A 19757-nucleotide genomic window follows, 5' to 3' on the forward strand; every position below is an offset into this window, starting at 1 on the left:
CACAAAAAAGCTAGTCAAAACCAAAAAGGAAAGGACTGTTTGGCAATCCTTTTCCTTCTTAGTATCATACAACAACCTTATTTCTCTTCAAATCCTTCTGCGACTGCGTCCGCAAAGTTTTCTTCTACGATACTTGCACAGTGGTCACAGATGACTGCCTGGTAGCTGCGTTCTGCTGTTGTTGGGTCGATACGACGGCAACGGTCACATACTTGGCCTGCAGCGCGTTCAACTGTAAAGGCTACATCTTCGAAGCTAAGGGCAGCTTCCGGAGCTGGTCCCTCTGCGATGGTCAACTCAGACACGATCAAAAGTTGAGCTACATTGCTGTTTACTGCTTCGAGTAGAGTTTTCACAACTTCATTTGGATAAACTGTCAAGTGTGCTTCAAGTGATTTACCGATAACTTTTGCATTACGCGCTTCTTCCAAGGCTTTTTGAGCTTGTCCACGGAAATCCATAAAGGCAGCCCATGTATCCAAGACTTCTTCTTGATTAGCAAATGTCTCTGCTTCTGGTAATTCTGACAATTGAATAAAGTCTTCTGTTTCAAACTCAAGGTATGACCAGATTTCTTCCGCAGTGTGAGGAAGGATTGGTGTCAAGAGTTTGGTGATTTTCACAAGAATGTCATAGAAAACAGTCTGCATTTGACGGCGTTCGAGTGATTTGGCACCTTCGATATAAACAACATCTTTGGCAAAATCAAGGTAGAAAGCTGATAAATCAACGTTGATAAAGTTCACCAAGGCCTTGTAGATTGTCAAGAATTCAAAGTCTGCATAGGCATCACGAATGGTCTTGACAAGCTGGTTAAAGCGAATAGTCATGTACTTATCAACTGAGCGAAGCTCTTCGTAAGCGACTGCATCTTGAGCTGGGTTAAAGTCAGATGTATTGGCAATCAAGAAACGAAGGGTGTTACGAATCTTGCGGTAAGTTTCAGAGACTTGGCTCAAGATATCCATAGAAATACGCACGTCGTTGCTTGAGTCAACACTTGTTACCCAGAGACGCAAGATTTCCGCACCAAATAGTTTTTCAACATCACTTGGGGCAATGGTATTTCCAAGAGATTTGGACATCTTCTCACCTTTACCATCAAGGGCAAATCCTTGTGACAGAATTTGTTTGTAAGGTGCTACACCATGATTGGCAACAGATGTGATGAGTGATGAGTTGAACCAACCACGGTATTGGTCAGAACCTTCTAGGTAAAGATCTGCTGGGTAAGTCAACTCAGGACGGTTTACTACAACTCCATTCCATGATGAACCTGAGTCAAACCAAACGTCCATGATATCTGTTTCTTTTTTGAACTCACCATTTGGTGAACCTGGATGAGTAAATCCTTCTGGCAAGAGGTCCTTAGCATCACGTTCCCACCAAATACTTGAACCATGTTCCTCAAAGAGTTGAGCCACGTGTTCAATAGTTTCAGCAGTCATGATAGCTGTACCATCTTCAGCGTAGAAGATAGGAAGCGGAACACCCCAAGCACGTTGACGAGAGATAACCCAGTCACCACGGTCACGAATCATGTTGTAAAGACGCACTTTCCCCCATTCAGAGTGGAATTTTACTTTTTCAATTTCATCCAAGATTTCTTGACGGAATTTTGATACAGAAGCAAACCATTGTGGAACTGCACGCCAGATAATTGGTTTCTTAGTACGCCAGTCAAATGGATATGAGTGAGAAATTTCTTCTTGGGCAAGAAGGAGGCTGCCAAGTTTTTCAATAACAGTTGGTACAACCTTATCGTAGAATTGGCCTTCAAACTCAGGACCAGCATTCTTCATCATGATACCACGTTCGTCAACAGTCACTGCGACTTCAAGACCATTAGCAATACCAACATTATAGTCGTCCTCACCAAAACCAGGGGCTGTATGGACGATACCAGTACCAGAGTCAGTGGTAACGTGGTCACCAAGGATAACGAGCTCATCTACTGCAGTATCCCATGGGTGTTCTGTCACGATGTGGTTGAGTTCTTGACCACGGTAAGTTGCCAACACTTGAACATCAGCCCAACCAAATTTCTCAGACAAGCTAGTCAACAATTCTGCAGCAACGACAAACTTACGAGTTTCACCAGCAGGTTGAACTAAAACGTAATCAATATCTGCTCCAACCGTCAAACCACGAGAAGCTGTGATAGTAAATGGAGTTGTTGTCCAGACTACGATATAAGTCTCTGTATCTAGAACACCTTTGCCATCTTTTACCTTATTGGCATAGTAAAGGGAAGTTGAAACCAAATCATGGTATTCAATTTCCGCTTCGGCAAGGGCTGACTCAGATGACCATGACCAGTAAACTGGTTTTGCACCACGGTAGATATAGCCTTTATTAGCCATCTCACCAAATACACGGATTTGAGCTGCTTCATAATCAGGAGTCAAAGTCACATATGGATTTTCCCAGTCACCAGAAACACCCAAACGTTTAAAGTCTTCACGTTGTTTATCTACTTGAGAAAGAGCGTATTCACGGCAAAGTTTCAAGTACTCAACCAAGTCCATTTCTTTACGTTTGACACCTTGTTTTGCCAAAACTTGCTCGATTGGCAGACCATGAGTATCCCAACCTGGGATAAATGGTGCGTAAAAACCTGACATAGATTTTGAGCGAACAATGATATCTTTTGAAATCTTGTTCATAGCGTGTCCAACGTGGATATTTCCGTTCGCGTATGGAGGGCCATCATGCAAGGTGAAATGAGGTTTTCCTTGGTTCAATTCTTGACGACGTTGGTAAAGTTTTGCATCTTCCCATTCCTTTTGCCAAACTGGCTCTTTGGTAGGAAGGCCTGCACGCATTGGGAAAGCTGTTTTCCCAAGATTAAGGGTATCTTTGAGTTTCATGGTATCTCCTTTATAAATAATCACAAATTAAAAACCACGACTGCCAAAAAGGACGAAAATCGTGGTACCACCTTTATTCGGAAAAAGATTTAGTCTTTCTCCCTCTTATCCCGTAACGTGGGGAACGTCAAATCCTACTAACTTCAGACTTGAGTTTTTGAGAGGATAATCTTATCAATAGGGATTACAGGACTCACACCATCTCCTGCTCGCTGGAAATATAAGGATAAGATATTGTTCTCAGAATATTTCTTATAAAATTGTAACGGATTCTTGCGGTGCTTCAAATCCTGGTGCTGAATCAAATGTTTCTGTAGCTGGTGTTGGAGCCGAAGGATGTACTGGAGCTACTTCTGGCTCTTCATACATTGGACCAACTGGATGAGCAGGTTCTTCTTCCATTTGAGGACCCACTACAGGAGTTGGAGCTTCCACTTCCTGTTTAGTCTGAGCTTCAAATTCAGCCAATTCTTTATTGGCTGCTTCAATACGAGCCTGTAACTCTGCCATTTCTGCTTGAGAGAACTGACGTGTCATATCAATTGGTTCTTCCTCAATTGGAGCTGGAATCGGTTCTCCAAGTACCTCGCTAACCACTTCTTTAAAGGCTTCATCACTGGTTTGAAGATAAGTAGCTGTTGGGCGAAGAATATCTTCCCAGTCTGAAGATTCAACAATAGCCAACTGACTCTCAATTGTAGATTTGAGACGTTGGTGGAAGACACGGCTCTTGTTCTTCAACTCTTCGGTTTCAACAGCAACTTTCTTAGCATTGTCTGTTGCTTGACGAAGAATCTCGTTTGCCTTATATTTAGCTTCTTCCAACAAGCGTTGCGCATCCTGCTCTGCTTGATGAATGATATTGTTTGAACGTTCATGTGCTGCTTGTTTCACTCGCTCAGCTGTGTCTTGGGCAATCAATACAGACTGGCTCAATGAATCTTTCATTTCGTCAAAGTAAGACAAACGCTCTTCTAAACTCTTAATACGCAAATCTTTATCATGATTCGCACGAACAAGATCTTCGTAATCACGAACCACAATATCTAAAAATTCATCGACTTCTTCTGGATCAAAGCCTCTGAATCGAGTTCCAAAGGTCTTGTCCTTTATTTCTAATGATGTAATTGGCATTCTATTCCTCACTTACTTAATAATAACTGGACGGTTATTTTTTTCTTCTCTTTTTTCGTTTGTCCCTTATCTTGAAGTAATCTCAAGCGACCAAATTTTCTCACACTAATCAAATCTCCAACTTGAACAGTGTAATCTGATTTGTCTACCACATGATAATTTACTTGGACAAGTTTCTTTTCAATCAACTGGTTTGCTTGATTCCTAGATAGTTTCAAAACATTTGATAAAAGAACATCTAATCGAAAACTAGACACAGATAAATCCAGTTCTCGATACTGTTCTAGCTTATCTATTTTCTCGGCGAAAGGACGTTCCTCCAGCGAAACAGGTATACGGCCAATTTTCTTTAATCCATCTTGAAAGAGAAGAAGAAACTGCTGATTAATCATAATCTGCGCCCGTTCTTCATCTACTAGGATATCTCCAAAAAGTTTCCGTTCAATCCCTAATTGATTGATGACTGTCCCTAAAATCTTAGCATGCGTTAAATGTTCAAATTTATTGGAATACACAATTTCCTGAAGAGATATTTCAAAATCTGAAAACTCTGGTTGGAAATAATCTGGGTATAATAAAACTCGAACATACTCACTCGAGACAAATTCCCCACTACTGCTACAAGCAAGACCATAGGTTTTGGCCAAAATCTTTAATAGTTTCTCCTGATGAGGATTGATAAAAGGAGTTAAAAAAGGAGCATAGCTATCTTCTACCTTCTTTATCCATTCCATTCCCTTGTCAAGAAAGGGACGATCTTCTATGGAGAAATGCTGATAAATCCCTTTATTCATCCTATCATCGCCAGAAAACGGACTAGGTTTTCTCCTAAAAATCGAACCAAAACAATCGCAACCCAAACAGATAAATCAAGGCCCGCTATCTGTAAAGGCAGGCGTTGCAAGGGAGCAAGCACTGGTTTTACCAACGCTACAATCCAACGACCCAAACTGGATTCGTAGGCGCCTGGAAACCAAGACATGACAGCAAAGGCTACCAAAATCAGGGAGTAAATATCCACTGCATTATAAATCATACGAATTAAAAAAATCATTATCGTACTCTATTTCGTCTCATATCAAAATCAAACTCACCCTGTTGATCTTCATCTGGCAAACGAATATCTTCTACATTCACAATAACATTCACTGGTGTCAACAGATACATGGTAGAAGCTACTTTTTTCAGACTTCCAGCTAGAACATGGCAAGCCCCATCCAGGTAATCCAAACAACGACGAGCCTGCACTTCAGTCATATATTGAAAATCAATCAAGATACTTTCGTTTCCTGCCAATAAATCAACAATTTCTGTTGCATCTTCATATTTTCTAGGATAACGAACATCTATAATGACCTTATCCGTTGCACGCTGACTCTGATTTGCCAATTCCTGTTGTCTTGCATGAAGTCTGGTGATATTGTTCTCCTTTGTTCCAGCTGATTGTGGAGTTTGAGTGATTGGGAGAGCCGGTTCCTGTGAAGAATTTACTGGAGTAAACACAGGCTCATCTCTTTTTTCATAAGGGAGACTTGAATCCTCATCCTCCGTAAAATAATCTATAAATCTATCGAATCTATCTTTTAAAGACATGGTTCTCTCCTACTTAAAAAATGCTGTACCTATACGAACAAAGGTGGAACCGAATTGAATCGCTTCTTTATAATCACGACTCATTCCCATACTTAACTCGGTCATAGGCATATTTGGAATTTGTTTTTCTTGGATTTCTCTTTGTAAATCTTGGGTCGCCTTGAAAATTTCTTTCAACTGCTCACTTCTAGCCTCAAAAGGTGCCATCGTCATTAAACCAACATATTCAATCTTATCTAGTCTGGCTAACTCTGGCAAGATATCCAGCAGTTCCTCTCTCGAAAAACCGTGCTTGCTTTCTTCTTTAGAAATATTTACTTGAAGGAAACACTTGATGACTCGGTCACTTCTTTTTTGGATTTCCTCCGCTAGCTTTACTGAATCCAAGGCATGGAAATAATCGACAAATTGTATGACATCTTTCACCTTACGTCTTTGCAAGGTACCAATCAAATGCCAAGTCACATCTCGATCTTTTAAAGCTTCATATTTTTCCAGAAACTTATCGACACGATTTTCACCGATATGATGAACACCTAGCGGAAGCAAGGATTCCGCTGTCGGTACATCTACATACTTGGTAACTGCAATGACAGAGACTGAACCACTCTCTCGATGAGCACTCAGACTAGCCTCTGCAACTTCTCGAAAAACAAGTTCTGTATTTTCTTTTACATTCATTTACTTAACGATTTTTGAAAAATGGAGGTGTATCCAATTCATCTTCATCTTGTGAAATTGGGGCTTCAAAGCGTTCAACTGGAGAAACGACTGAATCTGTTGTACGAACAATCGATTCACGGCGAAGATCCCAATCACCAAAAGCAGATGCCTGAGTTGGTTCCAAACGACGTGGATTTTGTTTTGGCAATTCAGCTGTTTCTGCCATATCAAAATGACGATCAAAGCCATGTGAATGAGCTGGTTTCACTGTCTCACGGTAGTTAGTAGTCGGTCTAGCTTGTGGAGCCACAACCTTTTCTACGCGGTCTTGACGAACACCTGTTGCAACAACTGTTACACGAATTTCATCACGCATACTTTCATCAATTGAAGTACCGAGCCAGATGTTCACTCCTTGACCTGCTGCCTGGTTCACAATTTGTGAAGCCTCTTCTGCCTCAATCAAGGTTAAGTCAAGACCACCAGTTACGTTGACAATCACATCTTCCGCTCCATCAATTGTTGTTTCAAGAAGTGGAGAGTAAATTGCCTTACGCGCTGCTTCAACAACACGTTCTTCTCCACTACCGATACCAATACCCATAAGAGCATTCCCTTTGTTTGCCATTACCGTTTTCACATCGGCAAAGTCAAGGTTAATCAATCCTGGGTTGGTAATCAAATCGGTAATTCCTTGAACACCTTGACGAAGAACGTTATCCGCTTCGCTAAGAGCCTCCAAGAGCGGTGTCTTCTTATCAACAATTTCAAGCAAGTTGTTGTTCGAAATAATCAATAGAGTATCTACATGCTCACGAAGTTGATTGATTCCTTCTACAGCAAATTGTCCACGTTTGCTTCCTTCAAAACCAAAGGGACGTGTTACAACACCAACTGTAAGAGCACCTAAATCTTTGGCGATACGAGCAATAACAGGAGCAGCTCCAGTTCCAGAGCCTCCTCCCATACCAGCAGTGATGAAGACCATATCTGCACCACTGATAGCTTCCGTCAGTGTTTCTTCGCTTTCTTCAGCAGCTTTACGACCAACCTCAGGTTGACCTCCTGCACCCAAACCACGAGTCAATTTAGGTCCCAACTGAATAACAGTCTCAGCTTTTGTACTACTCAATGCTTGTACATCTGTGTTTGCTGCGATAAATTCTACGCCTGTAACACCTTCGTCGACCATACGGTTGATGGCATTGCCACCACCTCCACCGACACCAATTACTTTAATCACTGCCCCTTGAGCAGCAGCTGTATCAAATGAAAATGTCATAATTTATTTGTCCTCTTTATTCGTCAAACATGCTTCCGATCAAGCCACGGAAACGATCTGCTAATTTCGGTTTATTTTGTGAAGCTTGTTGGAAATCCGCCATTGGTTCTGTAGGCGCCACCGGCTCTACTTCTGGAGCAGGAGCTGGTTGAATAGGCGTTGATTGTACAAACTGAGCTGTCTTTTGCAGCATCCCACCAAAGCTAATTGGCTGATGACTTAAGTCATTCTCACCTTTTATAGCTCTCTGAGCCAAAAGATTAACTTCTGTTAATTGTCCAGCAAATTCTGATAAACTAATCACATGCGCAAAGGCTGGATTACGGATACCAACTTGATTTGGAACATAAAGCTTGACACGGACGTCAAAGACTTCCTGAGCAAGTTCAACCATACCTGGTAAAATGGCATTCCCACCGATTAAGACAATACCACCAGGGAGCTCCAATAGACGTCTTCTATCTAATTCTTGCTTGATTTGCTCAAGGATGTGCTTGATTCGTGCAGAAATAATTTCTGACAAGTAGGCTTCCGTCACTTCGACTGCTTCTACTTCTCCAATAACTTCTACTTGGAAGGTTTCTTTGCTTGCAAGAGGCGGATAGGCTTCCCCGTAATTCAGTTTCAAGCCTTCTGCTAATTTGCGAGAGGTTTTCAAAACCTTGGAGATATCTTTAGTTACATAATCTCCACCTTCTTGGAGAATATGTGTGAACTGAAGTTCTTGGTTACGGATTGTAGCGACAGTCGTTTGACCTGCTCCCATATCAATCACTGTAGCACCAAATTCACGTTCACCTTCGTTCAAAACTGATTGAACCATTGCTAGTGGTGAAATAATAACATTTTCAACCTGTAGTCCGACACGTTCTACTGTCTTACGTAGGTTATGTAAAATAGTGCGAGGACCTGTATAAAGCAAACCACGCATTTCAAGACGAACCCCCATCATGCCACGTGGGTCACGAATCCCTTGGAAACCATCCACAATAAATTCTTCAGGAATAAAGGTAATGACTTCACGGTCAGGTGTCATACTCTTTGTCAAAGCTGATTTGACAACATTTTCAACATCTTGATCCGTAATTTCCTTGGTATCAGATGTTACTGGAATCATCCCTTGAGTTGGTTCTACCTGCAAAAGATTACCAGGCAAGCCGACATTCACTGATTTAATCGAAATGCCTGACTTTTCTTCTGCTTGGGAAATGGCTGACTTGATAGCAGTTGCTGCTGCATCAATATCAACAATAATTCCATCCTTTACACCTTTACTTTTGGCATTACTCACGCCAATTACATTTAATTCACCATTTCTCTGCTCGGCTACAAGCACCTTGACAGAGCTTGTTCCAATATCTAGACCTGTAAAAAAGCCTTCTCTAGCCATTACATCGCATCCTCTCTATCTTCCAAGTTTCGCACTTCGTATTATTCCATAGCTAAACTTAGGCATAGCTATTCACAGAATATTATAACACAAAAAATTTAATCATGCTTGCTTTTTTCCTAAATTTCCCAGCCAATTTTTGAGTTTCTATGTTCAGAAATTCTTATTTTATAAGCTGCTTGTAAAAACTCTCTAAGACAAAAAAAGAAAGCTCTGTGTTAAGCTTTCTTTGCAATCATTTTTTCTGCTTCTTGAGCTAAAAAGAATTCTAAGATTTTCTTAGTCAAACTGATAGTAGCTACCAGCACAATTGAAACAAGTAAATAATTAGCTACTAGACCATGATCCCCAACCAATGGCGGTTTTGTCAAGAATCCGTAATCCCCACCTGTTACCAAATTGACCACAAAAATCAAGGCATTTAGGGCAAAGGTCATGAGAAAAATTCCCTTCACATCCAGCAATTTCGCACTATACTGTCTCAATAGATAAACTAGAGAGTTCCCCAAGAGTGCTAAATGACCAAAGATAAAGGATAAAATGGTGATATGTGGAAAAGGGTAAGCATCTGGCACTGGATAAACAAAGGCTGCTAATGTCCCAAATGTTCCCAATAATGCAAAGTATTGTTTATATTTGGACTGACCAGGAAGCAAGAGTACCACAAACATAGCCATACGGCAATGGTAAAAGGGTAGGCTTTCTGACAATGGCATATGATTGACCCAGTACCAACCATAAAGAAGGATCAACTGAACGGCCTGTAAAATCTGGAAAAATCGTTGGTAAACCTTCTTTTCACGATAGCGATAGGCTGTATAAAAGGTCAAGGCTAAGAGCGTAAATAGGCTAACATACCAAAAAAGGTCAAATTTAGGTGGTTCTGTTGGCTGAGTTGTAAAAAAAATATCCCATAAATTCATCTAGTCTTCCTCATAATTCAAAATTTTCCTGCATATTATTATACCATGCTATTTGTCAAAAATGGATTTAGAAATACGATAATCATCTTCTTAGTCAAGATATTGCTCCCTCTGACCTTGATAAACCTGCCAAAGAATCTCGATTTGCTCCTTGGTAATGCGTTTTTCAGATAAATTCGGCAGTTGGTCAATTGCAAAAAATTGAAGGTCAGCGATTTCTTGATTTTCTTGGAATTGTCCATCGAGAAGCTTACATTCAAAAACAAACTTTGCATATTGTTTGCTCTGTAGTTGGAAACGATTGGTATCAAAAACAGCTAGCAGTCTTTCAACTTTGGCTTTAAAACCGGTTTCTTCTTCAATTTCCTTGAGAATATTTTCAGTTGGAGAATAGCCGACTTCACCAAAGCCACCTGGCAAAGCCCAACTATCCTCTCCTTGTCCCCTAACCAGACAAATCTTCTCATCCTCAACAATCCAAGCACGGACGTCCATTAAGGGAGTCGCATAAGCGGAGGTCGGTTTCAAGAGTTCTGCCACTTCGTCTGCATCAAGGTCTGATACCTGATTCAACATTTCAGATAACAGACTTCGCAAGTCTTCGTAGCGCTCACAGTCAAAAGGATCTTTTGTAAAGGTTAAGCCAGTATCTGTAAGGGCAATCATTCTTTGCAGATACTTAACAAAATCACTTGGTTTCATTTTCTAAACTTTCTACCAACATGGCTAGGTTCATAGAGTTAGAGCCCTTGAGCAAGATTTGATCATTGGCACTGAGGCTTTCCTTGACCTGCTTGACTAGGTCTTCAAATTGGTCTTGGTCTTCTGTTTTCTTGAAATAGTAAACGTGGCCAATTGGGAACATTTGACTGGCAAGTTGGGCCAATTCAGCAATGTCTTCTCCGTAGAAAATCACGGTATCCAGCACATCTGGAGAAAGGCTCAAAATCATCTGATTATGGAGTTGAACTGACTGGTTACCCAGTTCCTTCATGTCCGCTAAAACCGCAATTTTCTTGCCCCCTTCATTGGCTGGAATGGCAGAGAAGGTCTCTAAAATCAGCTTCATAGCAGTTGGATTGGCATTGTAAACATCTGACAAGATGTCTGCTCCATTGGCTGCTTTCTTCCACTCGGTACGGTTACGCGTCAATTCAAGATTTTGGAAGGCCTGACAAATTTGTTCTTCTGAAACTCCTTCTTGTAGGGCCACATAAGCAGCAATCATAGCATTAGTGGCATTGTACTTACCAGTCACTGGCAAATCAAGGGCTTGTTCCAAGAAATTAGCTTTAAAGGTCAGACTGTCCTTACGCTCAACCAAGTCTGTGATTTCCAACTCTGCTCCTTGCCCAAAACGAACCACCTTTTTATCAGTTGGCAAGTAGGCCTCTACAATGGAGTCGGCTGGGGCCAAAAGCAAGGAATTCGAAGCCATGCCATCTGCAATTTGCATTTTTCCTTGGGCAATCTCCGAACGGTCTTTGAAAAAGGCCAAATGGGCTTCTCCAACCAAGGTCACGATGGCTATCTTTGGATGAGCCAATTCAGACAAGAGATGAATATCTCCCAAGTGATCCTGTCCCATCTCCAAAACCAACTTTTCTGTTCCTTCAGGCATATGGAGAACTGTGTAAGGAAGACCAATCTCGTTATTGTAGTTTCCTTGAGTTTTGTAGGTTTTGTAGATTGTTGACAGCAAATGTGCCAACATATCCTTGGTCGTTGTCTTACCATTTGAACCCGTAATAGCAAAGACATCAACAGTCGTTTTTTCAAGATAGTAGGCAGCTAGTTTTTGAAATGCAGTCAACACGTCGTCTACTAGAATGTAGGGATGATTTGCGATTTCTTTCTCAGACAGGGTTGCTACCGCACCATTTTCAAAGGCTGTTTCGATAAAGTCATGACCATCACGCGCACCTTTGAGTGGCACAAATAAATCTCCAGTCCCAATCAATCGACTGTCAAACTCAGCCTTTTCTAACTGGGCGTTCGCAAAAAGACTAACATCATTTTTAGCTCCAACAGCTTGGGCAACTTCATGGATTGTTAATTTCATTTCTACTCCTTTAAAAAGGGTCGAAGCCCGAGAACTCTAGTCACCTGGCAGTGATGGTTCTGGCTTCTACCCTCTCTTTCATTTTATAGCAAATGCGCTTCGCGCTTGTTAAAGCTTTCCTTGGCAAGGTCAACCAAACGCTCGATTAGTTCTGCGTAGCTGATTCCCATATTGTCCCAAAGTAGTGGATACATTGACCACTGGGTGAAACCTGGCATGGTATTGAGCTCGTTTAGGAAAATCTCTCCCTTATCTGTATAGAAGAAATCGCAACGAGAGAGACCGAGGCCTCCAATGGCACGGAAGGCCGTCTCTGCATTTTGACGCATGACAGCTACCACATCATCACTGATTTTGGCTGGGATGTCCATGGTAATCTTGTTATCAATATACTTGGCATCGTAGTCATAAAAGGCAACATCCTTGACTACTTCTCCTGGTAGCGTGCTTTTGACATCGTAGTTTCCCAAGAGACCAACCTCGATTTCACGGGCATTGACCCCTTGCTCTACCAAGACACGGCTGTCATATTGAAAGGCAAGTTCCAAAGCTTGACGAAGTTCTTCTTGATTTTCAGACTTAGAAATACCGACACTAGAACCCATGTTTGACGGCTTAGTGAAGACTGGATAAGTCAATTTTTCTTCCACTTCAGCGATTTTAGCAGTCACATCATCCCCTTCAACGATAGCCACATAGGGAACTTGTGCAATGCCAGCAGATTCTAACACACGCTTAGTCGTGATTTTATCCATGGCAAGACTGGATGACAAGATATTGCAACCGACATAAGGCAATTTCAAAACTTCAAGGAATCCTTGAACAGAGCCATCTTCTCCCATCGGACCATGAAGAACTGGAAAGACCACTGCCCCTTCTTCATAGATAGCACTTGGTGCAACTTTCTTATCCCAATCAATGGTTTCATTGGTCATGAGACGGTCCTCTTGACCTGGAGTCTGACTAAATTCCTGCGTTTTGATAAAGTCACCTGACTGACTGATAAAGAAAGTCTTGACTGTGAAACGGTCGTAGTTAACCGCACGCATGATACTCTCAGCTGAAAGGACAGAGACTTCACGTTCCGCACTCCTTCCACCATATAAAAGAATAATCGTTTGTTTCATATTATTTGTCCTAATTCTACTAGAATACTCGCTCTTTAGTATATCATATTTGCTTGGTTTTTTAAAACTTGAACCTGATCCTACTCATCACACTATACAAAAAGAGGCCGATAGGAACGATTTTCAGCCTCCTTGATTTTTTATAAATGAATGGAGTTCGTAAATTTGTCTACACTTACAACTCTGTTCGATTTTCAATAGCCCGTAAGAGTGTGACTTCGTCCGCATACTCGATATCTGCTCCCACAGCAAGACCTCGTGCCAAGCGCGTAACCTTGATCCCAGCTGGCTTGAGTAAGCGGGAAAGATACATGGAAGTTGCTTCCCCATCTGCTGTGGCATTGGTTGCTACGATTACTTCTGAAACCTCACTATCCATCAGACGAGTCATGAGCCCCTTGAGATTGATATCATCTGGACTGATACCATTCATAGGGGAAATGAGGCCATGCAAGACATGATAGAGCCCGTGGTATTCTTGGATATTTTCCATAGCTGCCACATCACGACTATCCTCTAGCACCAAAATCGTTGTCTGGTCACGAGTCGGATCGGTACAGATAGAGCAAGGGTCGTCGTCTGTCAAACGTCCACAAACGGAACAGTAGGTCAATTCTCTCTTAGCAGAAAGGAGATTTTTTGCAAATTCATTGACATCGTCATCAGACATCCCAATCGTATAAAAGGCCAAACGCGTAGCCGTCTTAATCCCGATACCTGGTAACTTAGAATAGCTGTCAATCAGCTTGGCAATGGGTGTTGGATAAAGCATAATTTCCTTTCTAGTTCATTGGATGGTATTTTTGATACAAATTGATAATATCACGCGCAATGGAAGGTCCTACACCATTTGTTAAATTGGTATTATGAGGAAAGACCACTGCAACAGCGATTTGGGGATTATCAGACGGGGCATAGGCCACCGCATTAGTATTGGTTGCTTGCTGACCATCTGCCACATAGCTTTCGGCTGTACCCGTTTTTCCGCTAATGGATACCAAGGCACCGTTTGAAAAGGCACGTCCAGTTGTCAATCCGCTAGTCCCATGAGCAACCTGATAAAAACCTTGGTGCAAGATGCTCATATCGGAGTCGGATATATTGACCTTATTCATCTCTGTCGGTTGCAGTTGCTGAATCAGGTCACCCAGTCCTCCCTTATCATTATTACCATAAATGCCTTCAACAATACGAGGAGCCACACGAACACCATCATTTGCAATAGTTGCTACATACTGAGCCAACTGCATGGGCGTATAGTTATCAAACTGCCCAAAGGCATTAGTAATGTAATTAGCAAAGCTATACTCTTTGGGAACAAATCCAGTAGATTCATCTGGTAGGTCAATCCCAGTCGCAGAGCCCAAGCCATATTCACCAAAGGTTGAACGCAATTTCCCCATAGCTGACTCTAGCTTGCTGGTGCCGACAAACATATTGGGTTGGTAGGTTTGCCCCATAAGACCTAAGGCTGTTTGGACCATATAAGTATTGGATGAATACTCCAGAGCTTGGACTGCTGTGATAGGGAATGAACCGTAAGCCTGAGTATACCAAGAATTGATGGAAGCTGAACCTTGGAAGACAATGGACTGGTCTGTCAAGGTCTGGTTTCCTGACAAGACTCCATTTTCCCAGCCAGAGCTGATGGTCGCCGCCTTGACAACCGAACCTGGGACAAAGACATTGGTTACCGTTCCCAAGGAATCAGGCGTCAACTCTCCCGTTTTCAGGTCATGTTTGAGTCCTGACATAGACAAAACAGCACCTGTTTTGGGGTTAAGGGCGACTGCATAGACACCTTCAGAATACTTGGCTCCTCCATTTCCTAGCTCGGAATTGAAATAACTTTTCAGCAGAGCATCCACGCTATCTTGGAAGGCCAAATCAATGGTCAGCTTGATATTGTTTCCCTTACTACCTTCCTCAATTGTATCCACGCTTTCCATATTACCATATTTATCCAGATGGATTTCTTTTACCGAGCGTTTTCCTTGCAAGGTCTCTTCATATTGCTTTTCCAAATAGGAGGTTCCTACACGATCATTTAGAGAATAGCCTTTTTTAAGATAGGCTTCTGCTTCTTCCGCTGGGAGACCAGCTTTTTCACTGGATACACTCCCTACTATAGAAGAAAGAGAAGTTTCCAAAACCTTTCGATCCCAAGAAGTAGAAATACTAATGCCAGGCATCTCCTTTGAAATAGAGGCAATAACAGCCACCTGAGAATCATTTAAAGGATCTGTCGCAATGGTACCTGTCGAAAAGTTTCCAACAGCATTTAACTGACTAAAAAGATAGATTTCTTTCTTTTCATCCTCTGTATAGTTTAGTTGACTCGTTTGGACACTATCGACCGCATTGTTATACAGTTCTGATTCGGATAGGCGATTGCCATCTGAATCCAAGCGTTTCTCGCTTGGGAGAGCCTCCACTGTCTGTTTATAGATTTCAGGATCAGCCAAATAGTAATCCGCCAGCTGGCGTTCTGTCAAATTTAGAGAGCTGATGCTCACATAAGTCAGTAACTTTTTAGCTGTTTCTTTTAAGTCTGTAGCCGTCATTTTATTGCTACGCGTAAAGGAAACAACCTTCTTTAGCGTATTTTCTACCAAAGGTTTCCCACTAGCATCATAAATTTCCCCACGGGCAGAACTGCTTGTGACCTTGGTCTGACTAGCTGATGCTAGCTTTTTTTCGTAAAAATCCTTGTTTAAAACCTGCATATACAACAAACGACCAATAATGGTCATAAAGAGTAAAATGATGATTGAAAACAATAAATTAAGCCGAATCGGAATCGAATGGCTGTTAAATTTTCTCATACAAATCAGTCTCATTTCTAATACTCAATGAAAATCAAAGAGCAAACTAGGAAGCTAGCTGCAGGCTGTACTTGAGTACGGCAAGGCAACGATGACGTAGTTTGAAGAGATTTTCGAAGAGTATAATTAAAATCTTACTCTTAATTGTACCACAATTTGAGTAGAAAATTATGGAAAAGTAAGAAGCTTTTTCGACTTTTTCGTTTTTAAAACAGAGATGCGTTTTTATTTATCTATCCTTATATTATGTGTTATAATGAAGTGTGACTATTCCCTGATCTAGTCTTCCAGTATGACTCATGTAAAGGAGCTTTCCCTATGGACAAACCAGATATCGCAACTATCATTGATTCACATTTTGAAGAAATGACAGACCTAGAGCAAGAAATCGCTCGCTATTTTTTGCAAGCTGAAACGATTACAGATGATTTATCTTCTCAACAAGTCACCCAAAAATTACATATTTCTCAAGCTGCTTTGACCCGCTTTGCTAAAAAGTGTGGCTTTACTGGCTACCGAGAATTTATTTTCCAATACCAACATCAGGCAGAAAATCAAGCCAACCAAGTCTCCAAGCACAGTCCACTGACCAAACGAGTCCTCAGAAGTTATAGCAATATGAGGGAACAAACACAAGACTTGATTGACGAAATCCAACTAGAACGAATTGCCCAGCTAATCGAAGATGCTGAGCGTGTCTACTTCTTCGGAACAGGGAGTTCTGGCCTCGTCGCCCGTGAAATGAAATTGCGGTTCATGCGTCTGGGTGTGGTCTGCGAAGCCTTGACCGATCAAGATGGCTTTGCATGGACAACCAGCATTATGGAGGAAAATTGTCTCGTACTGGGCTTCTCACTTTCTGGTACAACACCTTCTATTTTAGATAGTCTATTAGATGCCAAGGAGATGGGGGCAAAGACTGTACTCTTTTCAAGTGTTCCCAATAAAGATAGCCAGGCCTACACAGAGACTGTTCTTGTAGCCACCCACAGCCAGCCTTCCTATATCCAACGAATATCCGCTCAACTTCCTATGCTCTTCTTTATCGATTTGATTTATGCCTACTTTTTGGAAATCAATCGCGAAAGCAAGGAAAAAATCTTTAATAGCTACTGGGAAAATAAGAAACTCAACGGCTATCGTAGACAAAAACGTGTCAGAAAATCCTAGTTTGGCTTAGCCAAACTAGGATTTTTATTCATCACCAAACATACCTCTTCAAGATTATGAATTAGTCATATCTTGACTTAGTCTTGAATAATTTCATGTAATCACTTTTTGAAGGGAGTAAATAAGCAAGTCTGACGGTATCCTCAACAATTGTATACAATACAATGTAATCCTTACTCAAGGTCAATCCTCGCGTTTGGTAGCGAGGGTCTAATTTCTTACCAAATTTTTCATCAGCATCAAATCCAGCTTGGGGGAAAATTTCTAGCCGATTAATATCTTTTCTAATATTGGCTACTTTTCGTCTCGCAGCCTCTACAGAACCGATTTCCTCCGCTATATACTGATATATTTTATCCAGACTATCAATCACTCTAGGAGAATACAAAATCCTATATCTTTTATAATCCATAGCGTGTCACGACATCCTCATCTGTCAAGTAATTTCCAGCCTCAATCTTGGCATAACTTTCTTGAACTTCTGCTTGTAATTGTCTAAACAAATACTCCTTCTCTAATTCCTCTTCACTCAGTAAATCTACTTCATTTGTTACGGCAACATTCTTTAAAAATAATCTGAGTGCTGATGAAAGAGAGAGATTTTTTTCTTTTAACACTTCCATGGCATCATTTACTAATTCTCTATTAGCTTGGAAGGTCACAATCTTACTTGAATTCGCTATAGTCATTTTATATAATTCCTTTATATATTTTATTTATTATCTCACAATTATAAAGAAAGTCAAGGGAATTTGATTAGAAAATCCTAGTTTGGCTGAGCCAAACTAGGATTGTTTTGTCTTAAAATGATAATATGCACCAAGCATACCTGCTGTATTCTGGTGATGGGCAAATTCTAATCGTGTTTTTTCTGCTAAACTTGGTACCAAAGCCTCTTTCAAGGCTGTGCGGATCTTAGGTTTGAGGATAGCCTCTTGCCCCATGATACCACCACCAAGAATAACCACTTCTGGATTGGCAACGTAGCAAATATTTGCCAGACCTTTTCCTAGATAGTCTACCATGCGGTCAATACCTTCCATGCAGAGTTTATTGCCTTCAGTGGCTTCCTTGAAAATGCGTCGGCCATTCCACTGATCAACATCTTCTCCATGAGATGTTGCTACATACTCCACCAAGGCTGTGGTAGAAGCGAGATCCTGAAAAGCTCCATCTTGCATATGCATATACCCGACTTCACAGGCCGAATTGCTAAAACCATGGAAGACTTTCCCATCCATAATCAAGCAACCACCGATACCTGTTCCAATGGTCAAGCAAAGGGTGACACTTGCTCCCTTACCTGAACCAGATACTGCCTCAGCCAGACCTGCACAGTTGACATCATTTTCAATCTCACAAGGAATAGCAAAGCTTTCTTCGATTTCCTTCTTGAACTGGGTTCCTGCATAATTTGGAATCTGAGGTCCAGCGTAGAAAATTTCCCCCTTATCAGGATCCACCATTCCTGCAGAAGAAATGGCAACACCTGCTACTGGGCCTTTTTCTAAATAGCTGGCTACAATATCTTTGATTTTTTGTAAGATATGAGGTCCACCCTTATACGCTTCAGTTGGCATTTCATGCGATTCAAGAAGTTGCCCCTCTTGATCAACCAAACCATACTTGATGTTGGTTCCACCTATATCAATTGCAACGTAGTGTGTCATAAATACCTCCTTATGGATTAGAGGAAGCGCTCCTTTGTTTCACGAATCAAGGCTGCAGCTGCTTCTACAACTGGACGATCGTCTTCAATCACTGGTGTCAATGGTGAACGAACAGAACCAATATTCAATCCTTCATTGATCTTCAAGACTTCTTTAATGACACCGTACATATTTCCATGTGCAGCAGTCAATTTACCAATGATAGCGTTGATAGCATACTGTAACTCACGCGCTGTTTCTAAATCTTTATCCGCAATCAACTGATTGAGTTTCAAGAAGAGTTCTGGCATAGCACCATAAGTACCACCGATACCAGCTTTGGCACCCATGAGGCGACCACCTAGGAACTGTTCATCTGGACCGTTAAAGACGATATGGTCTTCCCCACCAAGGCTAACAAAAGTTTGGATATCTTGAACTGGCATAGAAGAGTTCTTCACACCGATAACACGAGGATTCTTCAACATTTCGGTATAAAGACTTGGAGTCAAAGCAACACCTGCCAATTGAGGAATGTTGTAGATCACATAGTCTGTGTTTGGAGCTGCAGAACTAATATCGTTCCAGTATTTGGCAACTGAGTATTCTGGCAAACGAAAATAAATCGGCGGAATCGTTGCAATAGCATCTACTCCCAAACTTTCAGCGTGGCGAGCAAGTTCCATACTATCTTTGGTATTGTTGCAAGCAACATGGGCAATAATAGTTAATTTACCTTTAGCAACTGCCATGACTTCTTCCAAAATCAACTTGCGGTCTTCTACACTTTGGTAGATACATTCACCAGAAGAACCATTGACATAAAGACCTTGAACACCTTTATCAATGAAGTATTGAACCAAGGCACGTGTACGCTCTGGGCTTACTTCTCCTTGATCATCATAACATGCGTAGAAGGCTGGAATGACACCTTCGTATTTTTTCAAATCTGACATAGATTTTCTCCTATTATTTTTATTTTCTGCTAAAGCAGATTCTTTCTTTACTTCTTTAGTATACACTTTACCGAAAAGGCTTTCAATATCTTATAGACACTTAGATTTTAGTT

At 41.2% G+C, this 19757-nt stretch carries 19 protein-coding genes; 1 reads left to right on the plus strand and 18 read right to left on the minus strand.

Annotated elements, in window-relative coordinates:
• Nucleotides 1-77: 77 nt before the first annotated feature.
• The 14 genes from ileS to pbp2b form a co-directional block, all read right to left on the minus strand.
• Nucleotides 78-2870: an isoleucine--tRNA ligase gene (gene ileS, locus B4W83_RS04945; RefSeq protein ID WP_000768058.1), complete on the minus strand. Its 2793-nt coding sequence runs from the start codon at nucleotides 2868-2870 to the stop codon at nucleotides 78-80.
• A gap of 252 nt (nucleotides 2871-3122) precedes the next feature.
• Nucleotides 3123-4004 carry a DivIVA domain-containing protein gene (locus B4W83_RS04955; protein ID WP_001123177.1) on the minus strand — a complete coding sequence of 294 codons (882 nt, stop codon included), beginning with the start codon at nucleotides 4002-4004 and terminating at the stop codon, nucleotides 3123-3125.
• Nucleotides 4005-4012: 8 nt separating this feature from the next.
• On the minus strand, nucleotides 4013-4798 hold the full coding sequence (locus B4W83_RS04960; RefSeq protein ID WP_001032411.1) for a YlmH family RNA-binding protein: 786 nt from the start codon (nucleotides 4796-4798) through the stop codon (nucleotides 4013-4015).
• Nucleotides 4795-5058: a YggT family protein gene (locus tag B4W83_RS04965; RefSeq protein WP_000576513.1), complete on the minus strand. Its 264-nt coding sequence runs from the start codon at nucleotides 5056-5058 to the stop codon at nucleotides 4795-4797. Before B4W83_RS04965 ends, B4W83_RS04960 begins: the two co-directional genes overlap by 4 nt.
• Nucleotides 5058-5597, minus strand: a complete 540-nt coding sequence (locus B4W83_RS04970) for a cell division protein SepF (protein WP_000053381.1) — start codon at nucleotides 5595-5597, stop codon at nucleotides 5058-5060. Before B4W83_RS04970 ends, B4W83_RS04965 begins: the two co-directional genes overlap by 1 nt.
• A gap of 9 nt (nucleotides 5598-5606) precedes the next feature.
• A complete protein-coding gene (locus B4W83_RS04975; protein ID WP_001101087.1) occupies nucleotides 5607-6278 on the minus strand; it encodes a YggS family pyridoxal phosphate-dependent enzyme in 672 nt (223 codons plus the stop codon).
• Nucleotides 6279-6282: 4 nt separating this feature from the next.
• Entirely contained in the window at nucleotides 6283-7542 is a 1260-nt protein-coding gene (gene ftsZ, locus B4W83_RS04980; RefSeq protein WP_000144271.1) for a cell division protein FtsZ, read from the minus strand.
• 16 nt (nucleotides 7543-7558) lie between these two features.
• On the minus strand, nucleotides 7559-8932 hold the full coding sequence (gene ftsA, locus B4W83_RS04985) for a cell division protein FtsA (protein ID WP_000090407.1): 1374 nt from the start codon (nucleotides 8930-8932) through the stop codon (nucleotides 7559-7561).
• Between the two features lie 218 nt (nucleotides 8933-9150).
• The gene (locus B4W83_RS04990) at nucleotides 9151-9855 is read right to left on the minus strand and encodes a YwaF family protein (RefSeq protein ID WP_001055261.1); all 705 of its coding nucleotides are present in this window, start codon (nucleotides 9853-9855) and stop codon (nucleotides 9151-9153) included.
• A gap of 90 nt (nucleotides 9856-9945) precedes the next feature.
• Entirely contained in the window at nucleotides 9946-10557 is a 612-nt protein-coding gene (locus B4W83_RS04995; RefSeq protein WP_000804584.1) for an NUDIX hydrolase N-terminal domain-containing protein, read from the minus strand.
• A complete protein-coding gene (locus tag B4W83_RS05000) occupies nucleotides 10544-11917 on the minus strand; it encodes a UDP-N-acetylmuramoyl-tripeptide--D-alanyl-D-alanine ligase (protein ID WP_000778737.1) in 1374 nt (457 codons plus the stop codon). Before B4W83_RS05000 ends, B4W83_RS04995 begins: the two co-directional genes overlap by 14 nt.
• Nucleotides 11918-12000: 83 nt before the next feature.
• Entirely contained in the window at nucleotides 12001-13044 is a 1044-nt protein-coding gene (locus B4W83_RS05005; protein WP_000814626.1) for a D-alanine--D-alanine ligase, read from the minus strand.
• A gap of 175 nt (nucleotides 13045-13219) precedes the next feature.
• A complete protein-coding gene (recR, locus tag B4W83_RS05010; RefSeq protein WP_000966761.1) occupies nucleotides 13220-13816 on the minus strand; it encodes a recombination mediator RecR in 597 nt (198 codons plus the stop codon).
• A gap of 10 nt (nucleotides 13817-13826) precedes the next feature.
• Nucleotides 13827-15884 carry a penicillin-binding protein 2B gene (gene pbp2b, locus B4W83_RS05015; RefSeq protein ID WP_080572898.1) on the minus strand — a complete coding sequence of 686 codons (2058 nt, stop codon included), beginning with the start codon at nucleotides 15882-15884 and terminating at the stop codon, nucleotides 13827-13829.
• A 303-nt stretch (nucleotides 15885-16187) separates the two neighbouring features.
• On the opposite strand from pbp2b, the gene B4W83_RS05020 reads away from it, so the two are divergent.
• Nucleotides 16188-17039 carry a MurR/RpiR family transcriptional regulator gene (locus B4W83_RS05020; protein WP_000360337.1) on the plus strand — a complete coding sequence of 284 codons (852 nt, stop codon included), beginning with the start codon at nucleotides 16188-16190 and terminating at the stop codon, nucleotides 17037-17039.
• 61 nt (nucleotides 17040-17100) lie between these two features.
• Here B4W83_RS05020 and B4W83_RS05025 read toward each other — a convergent pair whose 3' ends face one another.
• From B4W83_RS05025 to B4W83_RS05040, 4 genes are all read right to left on the minus strand, one after another.
• Nucleotides 17101-17451, minus strand: coding sequence for a type II toxin-antitoxin system RelE/ParE family toxin (locus tag B4W83_RS05025; protein WP_000384968.1), 351 nt, complete (start codon nucleotides 17449-17451; stop codon nucleotides 17101-17103).
• On the minus strand, nucleotides 17441-17728 hold the full coding sequence (gene relB / locus B4W83_RS05030; RefSeq protein WP_000150673.1) for a type II toxin-antitoxin system RelB/ParD family antitoxin: 288 nt from the start codon (nucleotides 17726-17728) through the stop codon (nucleotides 17441-17443). Before relB ends, B4W83_RS05025 begins: the two co-directional genes overlap by 11 nt.
• 96 nt (nucleotides 17729-17824) lie before the next feature.
• Nucleotides 17825-18709 (minus strand): ROK family protein, encoded by an 885-nt coding sequence (locus B4W83_RS05035; RefSeq protein WP_000150275.1) that lies wholly within the window; start codon nucleotides 18707-18709, stop codon nucleotides 17825-17827.
• A gap of 17 nt (nucleotides 18710-18726) precedes the next feature.
• On the minus strand, nucleotides 18727-19644 hold the full coding sequence (locus tag B4W83_RS05040; RefSeq protein ID WP_001281492.1) for a dihydrodipicolinate synthase family protein: 918 nt from the start codon (nucleotides 19642-19644) through the stop codon (nucleotides 18727-18729).
• Nucleotides 19645-19757: the final 113 nt, after the last annotated feature.

The organism is Streptococcus pseudopneumoniae ATCC BAA-960 = CCUG 49455, assembly GCF_002087075.1.
Lineage (GTDB): Bacteria > Bacillota > Bacilli > Lactobacillales > Streptococcaceae > Streptococcus > Streptococcus pseudopneumoniae.